The following is an 18,516-nucleotide window of genomic DNA, read 5'->3' as shown; positions in this document are numbered from 1 at the left end:
CCGCGACGGTCGTATCCGGTTAAAAAATCTTGCCCGGATTCATGATGCCGTCAGGATCGAAGACCTTGCGAATCTCGCGCATGAGGCGGATTTCCAGCGGGTCTTTATAGCGGCTGAAATACTCGCGCTTGAGTTGTCCGATACCATGTTCCGCGCTGATGCTGCCGCCATAACGCGCCACTTCGTCCAGTACTTCCGCCGTCAATCCCTCTGCGTGAAGCTTAAAGAAATCGCGCGGCGCGCCGGCCGGGCGCGAGAGATTGTAGTGAAGATTGCCGTCGCCGAAATGACCGAACACGATCAGCCGCACGCCGGCGTGATGCTTGTCGATGCGCTCGCCCGCCGAGGCAAGAAATGCGGGAATGGACGCAATCGGCAGCGAGACGTCATGCTTCACATGCGGACCATCGGCACGCTGCGCTTCGGATATCTCCTCTCGAAGCCGCCACATGCTGTTCACTTGCGCAATTGATTCGGACACCGCAGCATCCACACATAACTCACGCTCAAGCGCCTCGCCAATCACCGTCTCCACGAGCTCGCGCAACGCTGGTTCATCGACGGTATCGGCAAGTTCGATCAGCACATAAGCCGGATGACGTTCGGCGAACGGCGCGCGCATTCCCTCGACTTGTTCGAGCACCATGTCCAGACATTCGGCGGTAAAGAATTCGAACGCCTGCATGCGCGGGCCACCGCGTTCGAACAGGAGTTCGAAGAGATCGAGCGCTTGCTGCGATGAATTCACGGCAGTCAGCACAACCACACGCACGTCGTTGCGCGGATAGAGACGCAGCGCCGCGGCGGTAATCACGCCGAGCGTTCCTTCCGCCCCGATCAGCAATTGCTTCAGGTCATAACCGGTGTTGTCCTTGCGCAGCGTGCGCAGTCCGTGAAAGATCTCGCCGTTCGGCAGGACAGCCTCAAGGCCGAGCACCAGTTCCCGCGTCATGCCATAGCGCACGACGTTGACGCCGCCCGCATTCGTCGAGAGATTGCCGCCCAACTGGCACGAGTCTTCGGCGGCGAGGCTGAGCGGCAGCAGACGATGTTCATCGGCGGCGGCCCGCCGCAGGTTGCCGAGAATGCAGCCGGCTTCGGCGACCAGCGTGTTGCCGATCGTATCGATGCTGCGAATTGCGTGCATCCGGTCCAGGCTCAGGATCACGTTCATGGGGCTGGCGTCGGGCGTGGCGCCGCCGCACAGGCCCGTGTTGCCGCCGCGCGGTACAACCGGCACACGAGCCTCCGAGCAAAGCGCAAGGGCTGCTGCAACGTCATCGGTGCTCGACGGCCGCACGACCGCTTGAGCGTGGCCGGTGTACATGCCGCGCCAATCCGACAGCCACGGCGCAATCTCATCAGGCGCCGTGATGACGCCGTCGAGTCCGAGCTTGTCGATCAGACGTTGGGGAAAAGAGGAGTCGGTCATTTATTCGTTCGGTCGTCTATTCGTTCATCTGGGAGCTGAGGTTGACGGCGCCGGTGAGCGCGTCGCGACTGGGAATCGCGAGGTTCAAGCGGGCGGCCGCGTTCTGCAAATGCGAGGTTGCGGCGATGCGCGCGGCCGCGGGATCGCCGGCGCGGATCGCTTCGAACACGCGAACGTGTTCGCGGTGTACTTCGTCAGGCAGCCGCTGGCGCGCAAGCGAATGCGTACGTGCCGTCTGCACGGCCTGGCGGATCTGCAGGTTGAGGTATTGGAGAAGATCGACGTAGTAGCGGTTGTGGGTGGCATCGGCGATCGCTACATGGAACGCAATGTCCAGCTCCACGGCGTGGTCAGGCGTGTAGAGATTATCGGCGAGCGATTTGAGAATGGCCGCCAGTGCGCCGATGTCTGCTTCAGTGCGCCGCACGGCCGCCAGCGCCGCTGCTGCGCCCTCCAGATCGAGCCGCAGCTCGTAGACGTCAGCCAGGTCCGCCCGGTTTGCGCCAACCGCGTGGGGGACGCGGAAACCGCCCGTTTCCGTGCGAGCCTTCACGGTACAACCCGCGCCCTGCCGGCTGTCGATCAGCCCATTCGAGCGCAAGCGCTCCGTTACCTCGCGGATAACCGACTGACTCACGCCAAAGCGCGTGGCCAGATCCTTGCCGGAGGGCAGTTTGGTACCTACCGGGTAAACCCCATCGCGAATTTCACCGGTCATCTGCTGGGCGACCTGCTGGGTCAGGGTTAGCGCTTTTGTCACTGGGGGTCCGGGCTTCAGTCGATCATTTTCATGTTATCCGGTTTGCATGTTATATGAAAACTTTTGACGAGTGAATGGGGAATGGCAATTCTGTTCGGGGGTTCATTCTGCAACGGACATTGAAAGCTTTCAAACAAGGCTATGATCGCAAAAACAGACGAGCTTGGCCTTGAGATTGATGGAGGTTCCTTTGAAAGCGAAAGCCGATTTCATCTTTTTTCGTGAGCACAAAACTCCGAATTCAGTTCGAGCCGCAGTCGCGATCTATTGGATAGCGCTTTCTGTTTTTGTCGTCCGTTTCGGTCTCGCACTTCGCACGTTACCTTTCAGTGCACACAGGGCACCGATGATCACGGTGTTTGGACTGCTCTTTACAGTTTTGATCTTCGAAGCATTCGCTATCGCACAGCTTTCGTATGGCAAACTTTGGGCACGAAACGTTGTGCTTTTTTCGACGGCGTTCGCCATCGTAACTACTGCCTATAGCCTTTTTGCGAACGGACTACACGCCCAGCAGAATGACGCCATTGGGTTGATAAGCGTTGCAGCGGAAACCGTCGCCGGCTTATTTTTGCTGACTTCGAAAAGCACTGCGTGGTTCAAATCAAAAATTAAATGAACCGATATTCGCAGACGGACTGGGACTGGATTATCGACTGCTTTTAAGTAGGATATTTTTGTAATGCATCCGCGCAACATGGATGCAAGCTTGCGAAAAGATGAACCCGCCTGCCGCTCCGCCAATGGCTGCTCCGGGCACAGGGTGGCCCAGGATAAACCCCAGACGGCATCCCAGATATGCGCATGCACAGCAAGCAGCCAGACCGATCCAGGTTTGCCAATGGCGCAATGTCCGTGGATATGCCTGCCTCCAGGTCACGCCTCGCTCCTTGGACGAGAGTTGCGAAAGCTCCGGGATACTTTTAAGGGTCCAGTAGATATCCACGCCTGCGTCTCCGAGTGATGAACAAGCACGATCGATAATGACTGTTTCAATCACGCATGGCAATAGTTCTGCCCCTTCAAGTCTAGCTGACAGCAACTCTGCGCCCCGATAGCCAAGGGGCGCATGCGCGATTTGACCAAGTCGCCAAGCTTTGATTAGAGGGACTGCTATCGTCCGAGCTCGATTGGCCGACCATGCGGAGTGCGTCGCGCCGCCGCGTCCCACTCATTGCGACGCTGCAAAAGCAGGTCGCTTGTCACCAGACCCTTATTGGTGCTGATGCGTTCCAGCGCTGTCAGCCAATGGACGTAGTAGGTGTTGCCGCGGTCCGGGTCGCCGGCGGTCTGGGCGTCGCGGATTGCCTGGTTCAGACATACCGCCCATTCTGCCCAGGTGAACATGCCACGTTCGTACAAGGCCAGCGTCATCGCGAAGGCTTGTGCTTCCCACGGTGCATTGAAGACAGGACCCGCGGCGTCACACGGCAATTGCGGCAAGGTGATTCGCAGTTCAGGCAGATTCAGCTTGGCAGAAGTCATGTCAGTCAGGCTCGGCGTTCGGGTAGTCGAGGTACGGTTCCCAGCAATCGACGCATACCGATGCTGCAGTCGTATCCGTACCCCAGAGTTCAACGGCATCGAAACGCACGGTATAGAGCCATTGCGCTTGCTCACCCAGCCCGATCGCGTTGGTATCGGGAAAGACGTGGGCGCCATGCTCGGCGATAATCCTTCCCCGTTTGCCGCGGCAGTAGCGCGGCAGCCGCGTATGCGTCAATGGATGCATCTGATGGGTCCGCACGATATCGCCGACCTTGAAACGTGCTCCGACAGTCGCCGGACGATCGGCCGGACTGCCTCGCAGCAACGCGGCATTCACCTGGTCAGCCATCAAAACGCGAGGTACCGGGCTCGTCGCACCCTTCAACTCCCCCGCCTCGATTTCCTCCGCTGTCACAAGTCCTGTACTCAGCAGGAGCCTTTCCAGTCCTCTGAACCAGATCTCGTAGTAACTGCTCGCGAGGTACTGCGCCGGCGGCAAGCTCTCGCGTGCGGCGCGAGACATGTCAATATTCCACTTGCCGGTCGCGCCCATCGCCAGTGTGATCGCCAGCACCCGGCGCTCCCAGTCAGCATGAAAGAGAGAGACGTCCTCTTCGGGGTGGATCGGGCCGAATCCCTGCATGCCGCCGAGATCTTGAGCGCCGTTCATGCGAGCTCCCGTTTCGGTTCAGGCATCGTCGGCAACCCGGTGCCGATCATCGAGTCGCGCGTTACCCATTCAGCCAGCGCTTGCTCCTGCAAGCCGTTGGTTCCTGCGGGCCGCATCGGCAACACCAGATAGCGGACTTCGGCGGTGGAGTCCCACACGCGGAACTCCGTTTCGGCAGGTAATTCGAAGCCGAACTCCCTCAATACACCGCGCGGATCAATGACCGCACGAGACCGGTACGGCGCCGACTTGTACCAGACCGGCGGAAGTCCGAGAACGGGCCATGGGTAACATGAGCACAACGTGCAAACCACCATGTTGTGCACGGCCGGCGTATTTTCCAGCGCAACCAGGTGTTCGCCCTGCCTGCCGGTGTAGCCGAGCGAAGCGATGGCAGCGGTGGCGTCATCGAGAAGCCATTGCCTGTACGCCGGATCGCTCCACGCCTTCGCGACCACACGCGCACCATTGTGCGGTCCAACCTTGTGCTCGTATGTCTCGATCAGGATATCCAGAGCCTTTGGATCGACGTATCCCTTCTCCACCAGCACGGATTCCAGCGCGCGCACGCGCAATTCCATCTCGGACAACGGGCTGCCTTGGTGATCGTGATCATCGGCGTGCCGATGCCCTGGTCCATTCCCTTGAAGATCGCTCATCGAAGTTCGCTCATCGAAGTTCGCCCGAGAAATTACCCGACAGGACCAGTATGGTTGGCTCGGTGCGCGATTGCAAACCGAATGCAGGCCCATCGGACAGAACCTGGCGTGGCGCCCCGTGCTGCTGGGCCACGCCGGCGCGAAAACGAGTCTGCCGCGAGTTGAAAAGATCCGCCAACGTATAGCTGGCGAAGGTGAAAGCGCCGCGTGGGCGGTTCTTCCAACGGGATGAAACCACCCTCAGGTGCTCTGCCTCGCAAGCACCCGAAACTCCACTCGCCGCTTCTCCGAAGGCCCTTGCATCCCGCTCTTGCGAGCAGCCGCTCCTGCCAATAACATCTCACCGGCAATTCGCCCGATCGCATGCGGATCGACCGCCACCGTCGAGATGCTCGGATAGCAATACCGCGACACTTCAAAATCCCCGAACCCGGCGACCGCCATCTGATTGGGCACCGAAATCCCGCGCCGGTGACACTCCATCAGCGCGCCGAACGCCGACATATCGCTGACGCACATCACGGCGTCGGTATCCGGCCATGCATCGAGCAACAGCGAAAACGCCTCGCCGCCATGGCTCATGGTCACGGGTGAACCACCATGCTGAATCACTCGCGGCTCACCCAGCCCGAACAATTTCAAGCCTTGGCGATACCCCGTCTGCCGATCCAGCCCACGACGGTCAAGCCTGGTCGCGCCGCCGATAAACCCGATCCGCCGATACCCACGCTCATGAAGATGCCGCATCATTTCGCAAGCGGCATCGACGTTCGAAAACCCCACCGCCTGCTGGATCGGCGTGCGCGGTACATCCCATGTTTCGACGACCGGAACCTTCGAACGCTTGAGCATTGCCTGCGTGGCGACGGTGTGAAACGAGCCGGTCAGCATTACGCCTTCCGGCCGGTGCGCGAGCATCACGCGCAGAAGCTGTTCTTCACGCTTCGGGTCGTAGTCGGTGTCGCCGAGCAGAAGTTGCAGGCCATGTGCCGTGACCGCCGCGTTCAGGCTATGGACGGTATCCGCGAAATTCGAACTCGACATGGATGGCACCAGCGCCACGATGAACGGCGAGCGCCCGGACGACAGCGTTCCCGCCGATGCGTCCGGTAGATACCCCAGTTGCTTGATTACCGCGAGCACTCGCTCGCGCATGGCTGCGGATACATCGCGGTCGGCCAGTACGCGCGACACGGTCATTTTTGACACACCGGCCTCGCGCGCGACGTCTGCCATCGTCGGCATGAACTCTGACATTGACTCGCCTGATCTCGTTGAGTGACGCCAGACATCATACCGCGCGAGCCGGGCCGAATAGCCCGCTTGAGGGGTCCGGGATGCTCTAGCTGCCCTTGCCCACGGCGTCGTTGAGCAACGTCAGATCGCGCTCACGCGTCTCGGTAGAAAGGAACGTGCCGATAAGCGTCAAGACACACAACACCGCCATATACACGCCCATCACCCAGAACGCGCCGCCAGACAGACCGATCAGATAAACACCGAGCAAGGGTGCAATGCCACCCGATAAAACCGCGCCCAATTCGCGCGCCAGCGCGACGCCCGAGTACCGATAGCGGTTGCCGAAGAGTTCGGTGAAATGCGCGCACTGCGCGCCGAGCATGCTGTTCGCGCCGAACGCCAGACCGCCAACCATCGCAACGGTGACCCAGACCGGATTGCCCGTGCTGATCATCCACCATGAAGGCACCGACCAGATCAGCAGGAAAATCGCGCCGCCACGATAAACCGCGAGGCGTCCGATCCGGTCTGACAGCGCACCGAACAGCGGCGTGGTCACAATACTCACGATGCTCGCAATCAGCGCGCCGGTCGTACCGATCGCGGCGAGTTCTCCCCTCGGCACGCCGATCTTTGTCGCGACAAAACCGCCGAGGAACGCAATCACGATCGTGTTGTAGATGGTCGAACCGCCCTGCTCCGCAAAGCGCATCAGGGTTGCCGCGAGCACGGGCCGGCGGGCGGTGGCAATGACCGTTTTCATCGGCGAGCGGATCACTTCGCGCGATGCTTCCAGCTGCGCGAACACCGGGCTTTCGCGCAGGCGCAAGCGAATCCATATAGCAACGCCGATCAATACGACGCTGCCGAGAAACGGCACGCGCCATCCCCATGAAAGCATTGCTTGGTCGCCGAGCAGCCTTTGCATGGTGCTGAACGTGAACGTCGCGAGCGCCAGCCCGGCGAACACGCCGACGAACGGCAACGCCGCGAAGAAGCCGCGCCGCTTGACCGGCGAGACTTCAGCCATCAGCGTGGATGCACCGGCCTGTTCTGCACCAGCGCCGAAACCTTGCGCAAGCCGCAACAGCACCAGCAGCACCGCGCCCCATGAACCGGCAGGCAAACAGCCGATCAACGTAGTCGATGCACCCATGATGGCGATAGTCACGAGCAGCACGAACTTGCGCCCTTTCCGGTCACCAATTGATCCGAAGAACAGGCCACCGAAAGGGCGCGCGAGGAAACCGGCGCCATAAGTCGCGAAGCTCGCCATCAAGCCCGCGGTCGCACCCAGCGTTGGAAAAAAGATATGACCGAACACGAGCGCGGACGCGAGGCCGTAGATCGAAAAGTCGTAGTATTCGAGGGCACTTCCAACGGCGCCTGTGAGCGTTGCGCGTTGCAACTGCCGGGCTGAAACGGGTGGCGGCGCCGTATCGGCATGGTCGTTGCCCGACGGTCCTGGATCGCCTGCGAGCGTTGACGGATGAGCATTCACTTCTGTCTCCTGATTATTGGCTTACGCCTTTTTATGCATCTACGTTCTAAAGCCGCGCGCGGTTCCGAACTGTCGCGTAGCAGATAAAAAATTCGTAGTGTTTGTGCGGGCCTTGCGATCGTTGTCCCGCGTTTGTCATGACGTCGGCGGTACTCGCTCTGTCGTGTCTCTTTTGTTCTGGACATCCCGGTAAGCGTTTGATACTGTTACCGGTAACAACTGAAACCAATTTAGCATGGAGAGAAAACATGCGCAAGCGAGCACTGCCTCGCCGGCGCGGCACTCGATGTATTCTGGAATGAACCGCTGATTGATCCGGGCATCGCCGAACTCGACAACGTCGTGCTGCACCCGCACAGATCCAGCGCGATAGTAGAAACCCGTACGGCAATGGCCGGCCTCGTTAGCGACAATCGACAAGCGTTCTTCAACTGCGAACCGCTGTTCGCCTGAATGATCGCCTGAATTCACGCGCTAAGCCGCACAGCCGTTGCCTACAAACGAACCTGAGACATGCACGCTTATGAACCCATCCAACCCCACCAATACGAACGACACCGGCGACACCGCAACACCGCGCCTGCGCAGCCGCCGCTGGTTCGACGATCCCTCCGATCCTGGCATGACCGCGCTCTATCTCGAGCGCTACATGAACTACGGCATCACGCGCGAAGAACTGCAGTCGGGCAAGCCGATCATCGGCATCGCGCAGACGGGTTCGGATCTCGCGCCTTGCAACCGACATCATCTCGAACTTGCGAGCCGCGTGCGCGACGGTATCCGTGATGCAGGCGGCATCCCGCTCGAATTCCCTGTCCACCCGATCCAGGAAACCGGTAAACGCCCCACTGCTGCGCTCGATCGCAACCTCGCCTATCTCGGTCTCGTTGAAATCCTGCACGGCTATCCGATCGACGGCGTGGTCCTCACCACCGGTTGCGACAAGACCACGCCCGCGTGCCTGATGGCTGCCGCTACGGTCAACATTCCCGCCATCGTGCTGTCGGGCGGACCAATGCTCGACGGCTGGTATCACGGCAAGCTTGCCGGCTCCGGCACGGTGATCTGGGACGCTCGCAAGCGCCTGTCCGCCGGCGAAATCGACTACCCCGGTTTCATGGACATGGTGGCTTCTTCAGCGCCTTCGGTCGGGCATTGCAACACGATGGGCACGGCCCTTTCCATGAACTCGCTTGCTGAAGCGCTCGGCATGTCGCTGCCCGGTTGCGCGGCAATTCCCGGGCCGCATCGCGAGCGTGGATGGATGGCGTATGCGACCGGCAAGCGTATCGTCGGCATGGTGGCGGAGAATCTGCGACCGTCGGACATCATGACCAAGGGCGCATTTGAGAACGCCGTGGTCGCGGCGGCCGCGCTCGGGGCTTCATCGAATTGTCCGATTCACATGATCGCCATCGCGCGTCACATGGGTGTCGATCACACGCTGGAAGACTGGCAGCGGCTTGGTCCCGAGGTCCCGTTACTGGTCGACTGCCAGCCTGCCGGACGTTTCCTTGGCGAAGCGTTTCATCGGGCAGGCGGGGTGCCGGCCGTGATGAAGGAACTGCTCGATGCGGGCCGTTTGAACGCGAACGTACGCACCGTCACCGGCCGTACGTTGGGCGAAGATCTGACCACTGTCCCCGCGCCCGATCGCGAGGTGATTCGTGCGTACGCGAACCCGTTGAAAGAGTCGGCCGGATACGTCGTGCTGTCGGGCAACCTCTTCGACAGCGCCGTCATGAAGGTCAGCGTGATCGACGAAGCGTTCCGCAAGCGCTTCCTCGCTGACCCGGATCATCCTGATGTGTTCGAGGGCAAGGTGGTCGTGTTCGAAGGCCCGGAGGACTATCACGCTCGCATTGAGGATCCGGAGACGGGCGTCGACGAACGTTCGATTCTCGTGATCCGCAATTGCGGTCCGGTCGGCTTTCCCGGCGGCGCCGAAGTGGTCAACATGCAGCCGCCGGCGGCGTTGCTCAAGCGCGGTATCGATACCTTGCCGACTCTCGGCGACGGCCGTCAGAGCGGTACGTCGGCGAGTCCGTCCATTCTCAACGTCTCGCCGGAAGCGGCCGTTGGCGGCGGGCTTGCGTTGCTCGTATCGGGCGACAAGATCCGCATCGACCTGAAGACACGCAAGGTCGACCTCATGATCCCGGATGCCGAACTCGCGCAACGCCGCGCGGCCTGGAAGCCACCTGTGCTGAAGAACATGACGCCGTGGGAAGAGATCTACCGGAGCATGGTCGGACAGCAAGGCAGCGGCGCATGCCTGGAACCTGCCACGCTGTACCTGAACATCGTCGAGACGCGCGGCGAATCGCGCCACAACCACTAAGGCGCAACGACGCCTGGCCATCATCCTTCTGGAAACAGTCTGGAGACACACGACATGCCTCACGCTTATCTCCCATCCGACCTTGACGAAGCGCTGCTGATCGGCCGCGTCTGGCGGCCCGCACCCATCAACGGGCCGTCGGTGGTCGTCGTGCGGCGCGGCGAAGTAGTCGACATCACATCGACAGTCGCCACTACCGCCGATCTTTTCGATCGCGACGATGCCGTAGAGATCGCGCGCCATGTACAGGGCGAATCGCTAGGCTCAGTCGATGCGCTGATCAGCGCGTCGCTTGATTCATCCGCCCACGCAATGCATTTGCTGGCACCGTGCGACGTGCAAGCAGTCAAGGCGTGTGGCGTGACGTTCGCGGTGAGCCTGCTCGAACGCGTGATCGAAGAACACGCGGGCGGCGATGCGAGCAAGGCACAGGAAACCCGCGCGATGATCAACGAGTTGATCGGTGCGGATTTATCGAAGATAAAACCCGGTTCCGAAGCAGCGGAAAAGTTGAAGGCCGAACTCGAACGTCGCGGCGCGTGGTCGCAATACATGGAAGTCGGAATTGGTCCGGATGCCGAAGTGTTTTCCAAATCGCAACCCATGTCCTCGGTTGGATTCGGTGCGGACGTGGGTTTGTATCCCACTTCGAAGTGGAATAACCCCGAGCCGGAAATCGTACTGGCGGTGAACAGCGCGGGCGGAATCGTGGGTGCGACGCTCGGCAACGACGTGAACCTGCGCGACATTGAAGGCCGCTCCGCTTTGCTGCTCGGCCGAGCGAAAGACAACAACGGTTCATGCTCGATTGGTCCGTTCGTGCGGCTGTTTGACGGATCCTTCACGCTCGACACCGTGCGCGAGGCGAGCGTGTCACTGCGCATTGAAGGCGCGGACGATGGTTTTGTGCTGGACGGCATCAGCCACATGCGTGAGATCAGCCGCGATCCGGCCGACCTGGTTGCGCAGACGCATGGCGCGCATCACCAGTATCCGGACGGCTTCATGTTGTTTCTCGGCACGATGTTCTCGCCGATCAAGGATCGCGACACGCCCGGTGGCGGCTTCACGCATCATCTGGGCGACGTAGTGACGATCTCTACGCCGTCGCTGGGCGCGATCGTCAACACCGTGCGTTTATCGACGGAAATAACGCCCTGGACGTTCGGGGTACGTGCGCTTTATAGCAACCTGGCGTTGCGCGGCATGCTGGAAAGCACGCGCGCATCCTGAGGCTGAATCATCGTTTGAATCGATACGGCACATTCGTCTGACGAAGTCAGTCGCCGCTCGACTGCGTCCTTGCCCGAAAACGCTGCAAGGACGCATCCGTCATTCTTACTGATTGACGAGATCTTTGAACGCTTTACCGGCCGTAAACTTGACCGTCTTTGCGGCAGCGATCTGGATGGTGTCGCCGGTCTTCGGATTGCGGCCCGTGCGCGCGGCGCGTGCGCCGGTGCTGAAGGTGCCGAAACCCACGAACTGAACGCTGTCGCCGCTGACAACGGCTTGCGTAACAGTAGAGATAAATGCATCAATAGCTTCAGCAGCCGCGGCTTTGCTCGTGCCGGTGGCGGACGCCACGGCGTCAACGAGTTCTTGCTTGTTCATTTCTGTTTTCTCAAAGATGGGTACAACGCACTGCCCATGCGATTACATGGCGGAAGCGTCACCTTACCGGACACGCACGCTAGAGGCAAATCCGTTTTCGTTCGAATTTGTTGCGGGTTTGTCCCCGGTTTCGTTCTCTTTACGTCTGCGATTTCGGTCAACGGGCGACGACATGGTGCGATAAATCGCAATGTCATGGAATGCAAATGCGAATTCAATCGTTCGCAACACACTGAAGCTGTGTAAGCATTCTTGTTGCCTTTATCGTTGAAACGCTGCTAAAACCGCATTATATAGGCTGGTTTCGTGGCCTTCGTTCACTCCCCTTCCTCCGCACTGTCCACTGCGCGCTACTCCCATGAGCAAGAAAAAGATCCTTTTGAACGCGTTCAACATGAACTGTGTTGGCCATATCAATCATGGTTTGTGGACGCATCCACGTGACCAGTCACAAGATTACCGAAAGCTTTCATACTGGACGGATCTTGCGAAATTGCTTGAACGCGGGTTGTTCGACGGACTTTTTATTGCGGATATCGTGGGGGCGTATGACGTTTACCAGGCGTCGGTCGACCTGACGCTGAAGGAATCCATACAGTTACCGGTCAACGATCCCCTGATGCTGGTATCCGCCATGGCGGCCGTCACGCAACATCTTGGTTTCGGCGTTACGGTGAACCTGACCTACGAAGCACCCTATCTTCTGGCACGACGTTTTTCCACGCTCGATCATCTGACCGAGGGGCGGATCGGCTGGAACATCGTGACCGGTTATCTCGACAGTGCCGCGCGTGCGATGGGCCTCACCGAGCAGATTGCCCACGACGAACGCTACGACCGCGCCGACGAATACCTCGACATCACGTACAAGCTCTGGGAAGGCAGTTGGGAAGACGACGCGGTGGTGCGTGACCGCGGTACACGCGTGTTCGCGAATCCGGAGAAGATCCATAAGGTCAACCATCACGGCCGCTACTACGACGTAGAGGGTTATCACTTGTCCGAGCCCTCGCCGCAACGCACGCCTGTGTTGTTCCAGGCGGGTTCGTCGGGACGGGGACAGGCGTTTGCGATCCGTCATGCCGAGTGTGTATTCGTATCAAGCCAGAGCAAGGAAGGTACGCGCAAGCTCGTCGATGCACTACGCAAGCAAGCGGCCGAAGCTGGCCGGGACCCTGCTGGTCTCAAGGTGTTCATGGGTATCACCGTTGTGGTGGGACGCACTACGGCCGAAGCCGAGGAGAAGTTCGCCGAGTACGCGAGCCATGCGAGCGCCGAAGCGGGACTCGCGCACTTTGCGGCGGGCAGTGGTATTGATTATTCGAAGTTCGGTCTCGACGACGAACTCGAACCGCCGGGCGGTCACAAGAGCCGGGGCATAGAGTCGTCGGTGCAGCGGGTGACGGACGGGCAATCCGGCTGGACCGTGCGGCGCCTGCTCGACCAGTTGAAACTCGGTGGGCGGTTTACCACCATCGTCGGCGATCCGGTGCAAGTGGCTGATGCGCTGGAGTCGTGGATGGATGAAACCGGCGTTGACGGTTTTAATCTGACGCGTACCGTGACGCCCGAAAGTTACGAGGACTTCATCGACCTCGTCATTCCCGAATTGCAGGCGCGCGGTGTGTACAAGACTGCTTACGCCGACGGAACCTTGCGCGAGAAGTTATTCAAGCGCGGCGCGAAGTTGCCGGATGAGCATACGGGCGCGTCGTTTCGCCGGGACCATGCAAAGTGATGACGGCGGGCTGCACGTTCAAACGCATAGAGCACGTTCTGTTCAAATATTTGCTTTGTTCATCTTTCATGAACGCACAAAAAAAACTGAATATACGGCGTGGCCCGTCACTGATGATGTCAGTGAACCCGATCCTGCGATCCGATCCTTAGTCATCCAACATAAACTACCACTTTCGCCCAGTCCGCCAATTGTTGAGATGAAAGTGTGAGCAGGCTCGCCGCAGATCAAATTCGGCCTCGGTTTCAATCCCACCAAATCTTCACAAGCTTAGCAAATTTCAAACTTTACAGAGCGTTCACCCGGCGTATTGGCTGAGGTATCCTCGACGCTTCAGCATCGTGAGCACTCTCTTGAACACTCCCGGACACATCCCGTTGAACATCGTCGTGATCGGTGGCGGCTTTACCGGCGTCGCATTTGTTATTCATGCCATTCATGCCTGCCCGGTTGGCGTCGATCTCGACTTCACCATTGTGGAACCGTCGGCGGAACTCGGCCGGGGTATCGCCTATGGAACGTCGGACCCGCTGCATCGGATCAACGTACCGAGCGACCGGATGAGCCTGTTCGCAGGCGACTCCGCACATGCCACGCGCTGGCTCATGGCGCACGACGCAATCGATGCCGGCAGCAGCGACGGCCAGGGCAGCTACTACGTGTCACGTGCGCGATACGGAGAGTATGTCGCCGCGACCTTGAACGATGTTGTGGCCGAGGCGGCCTCGCATGTGCGGGTGAGGCATCGGCGAGCCACCGCTACCGGGCTGCGTAAGATTGATTCAGGTTATGCGGTCACGCTCGACGACGGTTCGCATCTGGATGCGCATCGCGTTGCGTTGTGTTTTGGCCATACGTCTTCCAAACCACCGGGCATCATCGACGAACAGGCTTTGCACGATCCCCGGCTGATCACGCATCCGTGGGCAAAGGACGCGTTAAGCGCGATCCCGCGAGACGCGTCCGTGCTGCTGGTCGGTACTGGCCTGACGATGGCGGACGTCGCCGTCACGCTGATCGAACGCGCGCATACCGGACGCATCACGGCAATTTCTCGACGGGGATTGCGCGCCCAGCCGCATGGACTCTTCTCCGATGCCGCCGATTTCCTCGATGACGCCGCCCCGCCCGCCAGCGCCCGTGAACTCGTACGCATGCTCAGGCAGAGGATTGCGCGCGACGAGGCCCGCATCGGCTGGCAACCCGCCGCCGACGCCCTGCGTTTCGATCTTCCCCGCATCTGGAACGCGTTGCCTTCACGCGAACAAGCTCGGGTGGTGAAAAGGCTGCTGCCGTTCTGGGACGTGCATCGCTTTCGCATCGCGCCGCAAATTCATACTGCTATCGAGCGGGCAATCGAGAGCGGTCAGATGAGCGTTTCCACGGCGGGTATCGTAGGGATCAGGCGCGTGGCAGAACGCTTGAGCGCCAGCCTGCGACGTCCAGGCGGCAGGCATGAAGAGCACGATTTCGACGCGGTGGTTTTCTGCACGGGACCCGCACGTGATATCGACCGGAATCCGCTCGTGAAGTCGCTGTTGGAGGGTGGACTCGCGCGGCTGGATGCGGTGCGCATCGGACTCGACACCGACCTTCGGAGCCAGCTCAGGAATGCGGACGGCGAGGTGTCGCCCGGTTTGCTGGCCTTCGGCCCGATGACACGCGGAAGCTTCGGCGAAATGACCGGCGCACCCGACATCGCTCGTCATCTGGAACGGGTGCTCAAGGATGGCAGCCTGCTCGCCTATCCATCGACATCGACATCGCGTTGACGCGTGCTAGTGGCTGCATGCATCAACCCAAGGCCGATGAGGAGAACCAGACATGTTGGTAAGCAACGACCGCAGTCTTGTCCGGTACACGCTCTGACGTGAGCCATGCCGACCTGACGGACCACGCTGCGTGAGCGTCGGGTGCCTTCACAAACCCATCCGCAGTCGATGCTCCGCCGACGCAAGGGATGAACCACGAGTTCATGAGCGGTTTCGCTTCAAAACCCGCGTCGGTTCGCGTGATCAGAAGGGTTAGCCCGACTTCGCCGGATGGGCGCCAGGGAAAGATCAAGCGGCCTTGCGGACGCAGCGCCTGAAGCCAGCCACTCGGCGGCGCCAGGACGCCTGCGTTCACATAGATCAGATCCGACGCCGGCAAAGGCAACTTGGTCGCGTCGCCTTGCGTCACGGTTATGCCCTCGAACGCTTGCAAGTTCTTGCGCGCCCGCTCAGCCAAGCCCGGGTCAATTTCGAACGCCTCTACCCAACCGCCAGGGAGCGCGAGCACGGAAAGAATTGCGGTGTAGTAACCGGCACCCGCGCCGATATGGCACACGACGTTGCCCCGTTGCGGCGCGGCTGCACCGAGCCAAGCTGCGTGGAGGAACGGCTCGCCGTTATTAATTCCCTTGGTGGCATCCAGCGCAACCAGGGCGTTCTGGTAGAGACAGACGGGATCCGCGCTGGGGGTCTCGAAGTACTCGTTGTCCACCATGATCTTCCACGGACCAGGAGGCAGGAACGCCTCACGAGGCACGAGTTCGAACACGCGTTCAAGCCTCGGATCCGCAGACTTGCTCGCGGCAGCCATGAGCCTGGCGTAGCGTTTCCTGGCTTTTGCGAGATTCGCCTTTTCCTTACGAGTCACGGCCGCCCCCTACGCTTGGATGGTTATGAAACGGGCTTCTCTTTGCGCAGGCAGCATTACCGCTTCACTAAAGCGATGTGTCGTGGCAACGGCTTAGTCCGGCGTCAAGATGACCTCACAATGCCGGAAAGTTGTTTGATAAAGCGATGCAATAGCGCTTTTTGTTGCAGCAAACCATTCCAGTCGCATTAAATTTCCGTTGATCCGGTAAAGTCGTCCGAGCATGCCTCTATGATCCATTCCTGCCGGATAAAATTACTTCCAAACCGACGGCATGCAATTACCAGCAAGCTAAATGATGTGCATTCCGCAATCGTCAAGTGCATTTTCGCCATATGCAGCGACCGCCCGTACTAACAATCGGGAGAATCCCTTCCAACTTGTCAGCTGCTGGATAAGCGCCAAAAAGCCTTTCAAGGCCCATTATTTGGGCTTGTCGCGGCCTCAGTGAGCGACTGAATTCCCTATTCCACCCGCATTGCATCTTTTCCGGTTTGGAAAGCTTCAATAATTATTGGCGCGGCGTACAATTGATTCGCCATAATTCCAATAGCGCATTGCGCCGCAGCGACTTTTTGTTACGGACGCGCTCATGGACTTAGAGAAGTCTTGTCACAACAATGCAATGCGACGCGGCTCGGCGCTCTGGTTTTATTTCACTCGTTAGCTCTAAATTTTGGATACGCTCATGGCAACCGGTACGGTCAAATGGTTCAACGATGCAAAAGGCTTCGGCTTCATCACTCCCGATGACGGCGGCGAAGATCTGTTCGCACACTTTTCGGAAATCAAGGCAGAAGGATTCAAAAGCCTTCAGGAAAATCAGAAGGTAACGTTTGAGGTAAAACAGGGGCCAAAGGGCAAGCAGGCATCGAACATCGTGCCGGCCTGAGTTTCATCCGGCCGCCACGGCGGCAGGTTTTCATCCGTCACGCGGATGAAGGCGGGGCGCGACCATCGCTGGTCACGCCCCGTGGTCACTTCTTGCGTCCCGACACACGGTAATGCATCATCGATAATCGAGGCCGCAAAAAAACCCGACCTCCGTTCGCTTCGTTCTCGTTCGCTTCATTCTCTTCGTTCTATCTGCCAGTCTTGGCAAATGCATCGTCCTGTACCACCGACTTCCCCCCGTCCACCGCGCCTTGTTTGAAGGCGGGCGTAGCCGCATCCGCAGCGCCATGCGAGAGACTGAATCGCTCTTCGGGCGCAGCGCCGTTCAGATGGTAATTGCCGACCGCGGCCTCACGCTGGATCGCCGGATTGTGCGATGCAATCACGCGTGCGTTGCGCCAGTGGCGATCGAGCCGGCGTGGCTCGCTCGTCGCTGACGCCCCGCCCACTTCGAATAGCAGCGTAGCTGCCTCGAGCACTTGCTCAAGCACGATCTGCTGCGCCTGGTACGCCTGGATATCGACGGCAATGTAGTCCGCTGTCGTCGCCACGCCCGCGTTACGCGCCCGATGCACGCGGTCGAGCGCCGCAGCTACCGACTCAACCAGCGCTTCAGCCGAATATGCGAGACTCGCGAGACGCCCCACTACACGATGCACCAGCGGGTTGTCGCGCGGGCTGGACTGCCCCGCTACACCGAACGTGCGCGTACGGCCCTGGACGAAGGCCACGCCATCGCGCAAAACCGCGCGTGCAATTCCTGCAAGCGTCGCCAGATGCACGGTCTGGTAGAACGCGGTCAGCAACGAGTTGCGGCGCGGCTCTGACGCCTTGTAGCGCGACAGGATCTGATCGACCGGAACGCGCACGTTATCGAAACGTGTTGTACCACTAGCGGTCAGACGCTGGCCGAAACCGTCCCAGTCGTCGGTGCGGGCCACCCCCGGTGCATCGCTTCGAACCAGCACATGGAGATCGGTCTGCGCATCGTGCGCGGCTACATTGATCCATTCCGAATAGAGCGTGCCCGTGCTGTAGTACTTCTCGCCGTTCAGCAGAACAAAGCCCGGGTCCGCATCGGGCGTGACGGTTACGCTGTTGTGCGTGGAGCCGGTGCGCTCCGAGGTAGCCGCTCCAATGGTCTCGCCTTTCGCAATCCGACCCAGCCAGCGCTCACGTGTTGCGTCATCGCCGGTTTCCAGTTGCTGCTCGATGAAACCCGAGTGCGCGCGAATGATCTGCGGCAGGTTCGAATCGGCTTCGCCCAGACGCGTCAGGAGGCGAAAATATTGCGGCAAAGAAACGCCGCTGCCGCCATATTCGCGCGGTACCCGCAAGGCGGTAAAGCCGCTGTCTTTCAAACTCTGGACGGCATCGCGAGCGAGTTCACGGCCCTGCTCACGTTCTATGGTCCCGTTGCCGATGTGCTCGAATATCTCCGCGAAACGCGCGTAAAGCGCAGCGTCCGCCGGTGCTGACGTCGTCATTCACTTCTCCACAATTTGAACAGATGCGAACGATGAGGATAAGTGCCGCGCCA

At 59.8% G+C, this 18,516-nt stretch carries 16 protein-coding genes and 1 pseudogene; 7 read left to right on the top strand and 10 right to left on the bottom strand.

Annotated elements, in window-relative coordinates; all coding sequences use genetic code 11:
- Nucleotides 1–19: 19 nt before the first annotated feature.
- Complete coding sequence (locus tag BSU04_RS18990; protein WP_089162072.1) at nt 20–1,432, bottom strand: FAD-binding oxidoreductase; 1,413 nt, start codon at nt 1,430–1,432, stop codon at nt 20–22.
- Between the two features lie 16 nt (nt 1,433–1,448).
- On the bottom strand, nt 1,449–2,192 hold the full coding sequence (locus tag BSU04_RS18985; protein WP_373452844.1) for a FadR/GntR family transcriptional regulator: 744 nt from the start codon (nt 2,190–2,192) through the stop codon (nt 1,449–1,451).
- Between the two features lie 190 nt (nt 2,193–2,382).
- Between BSU04_RS18985 and BSU04_RS18980 the strand changes: the two genes are divergently transcribed.
- Complete coding sequence (locus tag BSU04_RS18980; RefSeq protein WP_144021270.1) at nt 2,383–2,811, top strand: hypothetical protein; 429 nt, start codon at nt 2,383–2,385, stop codon at nt 2,809–2,811.
- A gap of 494 nt (nt 2,812–3,305) precedes the next feature.
- On the opposite strand, the gene BSU04_RS18970 is transcribed toward BSU04_RS18980, so the two are convergent.
- The 5 genes from BSU04_RS18970 to BSU04_RS18945 all read right to left on the bottom strand — a co-directional run bounded on the left by BSU04_RS18970 (nt 3,306) and on the right by BSU04_RS18945 (nt 7,749).
- Complete coding sequence (locus BSU04_RS18970) at nt 3,306–3,677, bottom strand: nitrile hydratase accessory protein (RefSeq protein ID WP_089162069.1); 372 nt, start codon at nt 3,675–3,677, stop codon at nt 3,306–3,308.
- Nucleotide 3,678: 1 nt separating this feature from the next.
- Complete coding sequence (gene nthB / locus BSU04_RS18965) at nt 3,679–4,350, bottom strand: nitrile hydratase subunit beta (RefSeq protein WP_089162068.1); 672 nt, start codon at nt 4,348–4,350, stop codon at nt 3,679–3,681.
- Complete coding sequence (gene nthA, locus BSU04_RS18960; RefSeq protein WP_089162067.1) at nt 4,347–5,009, bottom strand: nitrile hydratase subunit alpha; 663 nt, start codon at nt 5,007–5,009, stop codon at nt 4,347–4,349. The genes nthB and nthA overlap by 4 nt, the downstream gene beginning before the upstream one ends.
- Nucleotides 5,010–5,249: 240 nt before the next feature.
- A complete protein-coding gene (locus tag BSU04_RS18950) occupies nt 5,250–6,245 on the bottom strand; it encodes a LacI family DNA-binding transcriptional regulator (RefSeq protein ID WP_089162087.1) in 996 nt (331 codons plus the stop codon).
- A 106-nt stretch (nt 6,246–6,351) separates the two neighbouring features.
- Nucleotides 6,352–7,749 carry an MFS transporter gene (locus BSU04_RS18945; protein ID WP_089162065.1) on the bottom strand — a complete coding sequence of 466 codons (1,398 nt, stop codon included), beginning with the start codon at nt 7,747–7,749 and terminating at the stop codon, nt 6,352–6,354.
- A gap of 270 nt (nt 7,750–8,019) precedes the next feature.
- Here BSU04_RS18945 and BSU04_RS48810 point away from each other — a divergent pair.
- The 3 genes and pseudogenes from BSU04_RS48810 to BSU04_RS18935 all read left to right on the top strand — a co-directional run.
- Nucleotides 8,020–8,202: pseudogene (locus BSU04_RS48810) on the top strand (2-hydroxyacid dehydrogenase); the annotation flags it as partial.
- A gap of 70 nt (nt 8,203–8,272) precedes the next feature.
- The gene (locus BSU04_RS18940) at nt 8,273–10,090 is read left to right on the top strand and encodes an IlvD/Edd family dehydratase (protein WP_089162064.1); all 1,818 of its coding nucleotides are present in this window, start codon (nt 8,273–8,275) and stop codon (nt 10,088–10,090) included.
- Between the two features lie 54 nt (nt 10,091–10,144).
- Nucleotides 10,145–11,323 (top strand): fumarylacetoacetate hydrolase family protein, encoded by a 1,179-nt coding sequence (locus tag BSU04_RS18935; RefSeq protein WP_089162063.1) that lies wholly within the window; start codon nt 10,145–10,147, stop codon nt 11,321–11,323.
- Nucleotides 11,324–11,428: 105 nt separating this feature from the next.
- Here BSU04_RS18935 and BSU04_RS18930 read toward each other — a convergent pair whose 3' ends face one another.
- Entirely contained in the window at nt 11,429–11,722 is a 294-nt protein-coding gene (locus BSU04_RS18930; protein WP_256983027.1) for an HU family DNA-binding protein, read from the bottom strand.
- Between the two features lie 340 nt (nt 11,723–12,062).
- On the opposite strand from BSU04_RS18930, the gene BSU04_RS18925 reads away from it, so the two are divergent.
- Entirely contained in the window at nt 12,063–13,442 is a 1,380-nt protein-coding gene (locus BSU04_RS18925) for an LLM class flavin-dependent oxidoreductase (protein ID WP_089162062.1), read from the top strand.
- A gap of 353 nt (nt 13,443–13,795) precedes the next feature.
- Nucleotides 13,796–15,214, top strand: a complete 1,419-nt coding sequence (locus BSU04_RS18920; RefSeq protein WP_089162061.1) for an FAD/NAD(P)-binding protein — start codon at nt 13,796–13,798, stop codon at nt 15,212–15,214.
- A 22-nt stretch (nt 15,215–15,236) separates the two neighbouring features.
- Here BSU04_RS18920 and BSU04_RS18915 read toward each other — a convergent pair whose 3' ends face one another.
- On the bottom strand, nt 15,237–16,082 hold the full coding sequence (locus tag BSU04_RS18915; protein WP_218827317.1) for a protein-L-isoaspartate O-methyltransferase family protein: 846 nt from the start codon (nt 16,080–16,082) through the stop codon (nt 15,237–15,239).
- 688 nt (nt 16,083–16,770) lie between these two features.
- Here BSU04_RS18915 and BSU04_RS18910 point away from each other — a divergent pair.
- Nucleotides 16,771–16,974 (top strand): cold-shock protein, encoded by a 204-nt coding sequence (locus BSU04_RS18910; protein WP_031356584.1) that lies wholly within the window; start codon nt 16,771–16,773, stop codon nt 16,972–16,974.
- A 190-nt stretch (nt 16,975–17,164) separates the two neighbouring features.
- On the opposite strand, the gene BSU04_RS18905 is transcribed toward BSU04_RS18910, so the two are convergent.
- Nucleotides 17,165–18,463, bottom strand: a complete 1,299-nt coding sequence (locus BSU04_RS18905; RefSeq protein WP_089162059.1) for an acyl-CoA dehydrogenase family protein — start codon at nt 18,461–18,463, stop codon at nt 17,165–17,167.
- Between the last annotated feature and the right edge of the window lie 53 nt (nt 18,464–18,516).

The sequence above is a fragment of the Caballeronia sordidicola genome, assembly GCF_002220365.1.
GTDB classification, from domain to species: Bacteria; Pseudomonadota; Gammaproteobacteria; order Burkholderiales; family Burkholderiaceae; genus Caballeronia; species Caballeronia sordidicola_C.
The sequence above is the reverse complement of the archived record's forward strand: the minus strand, read 5'-3'. Positions and strand labels throughout refer to the sequence as shown.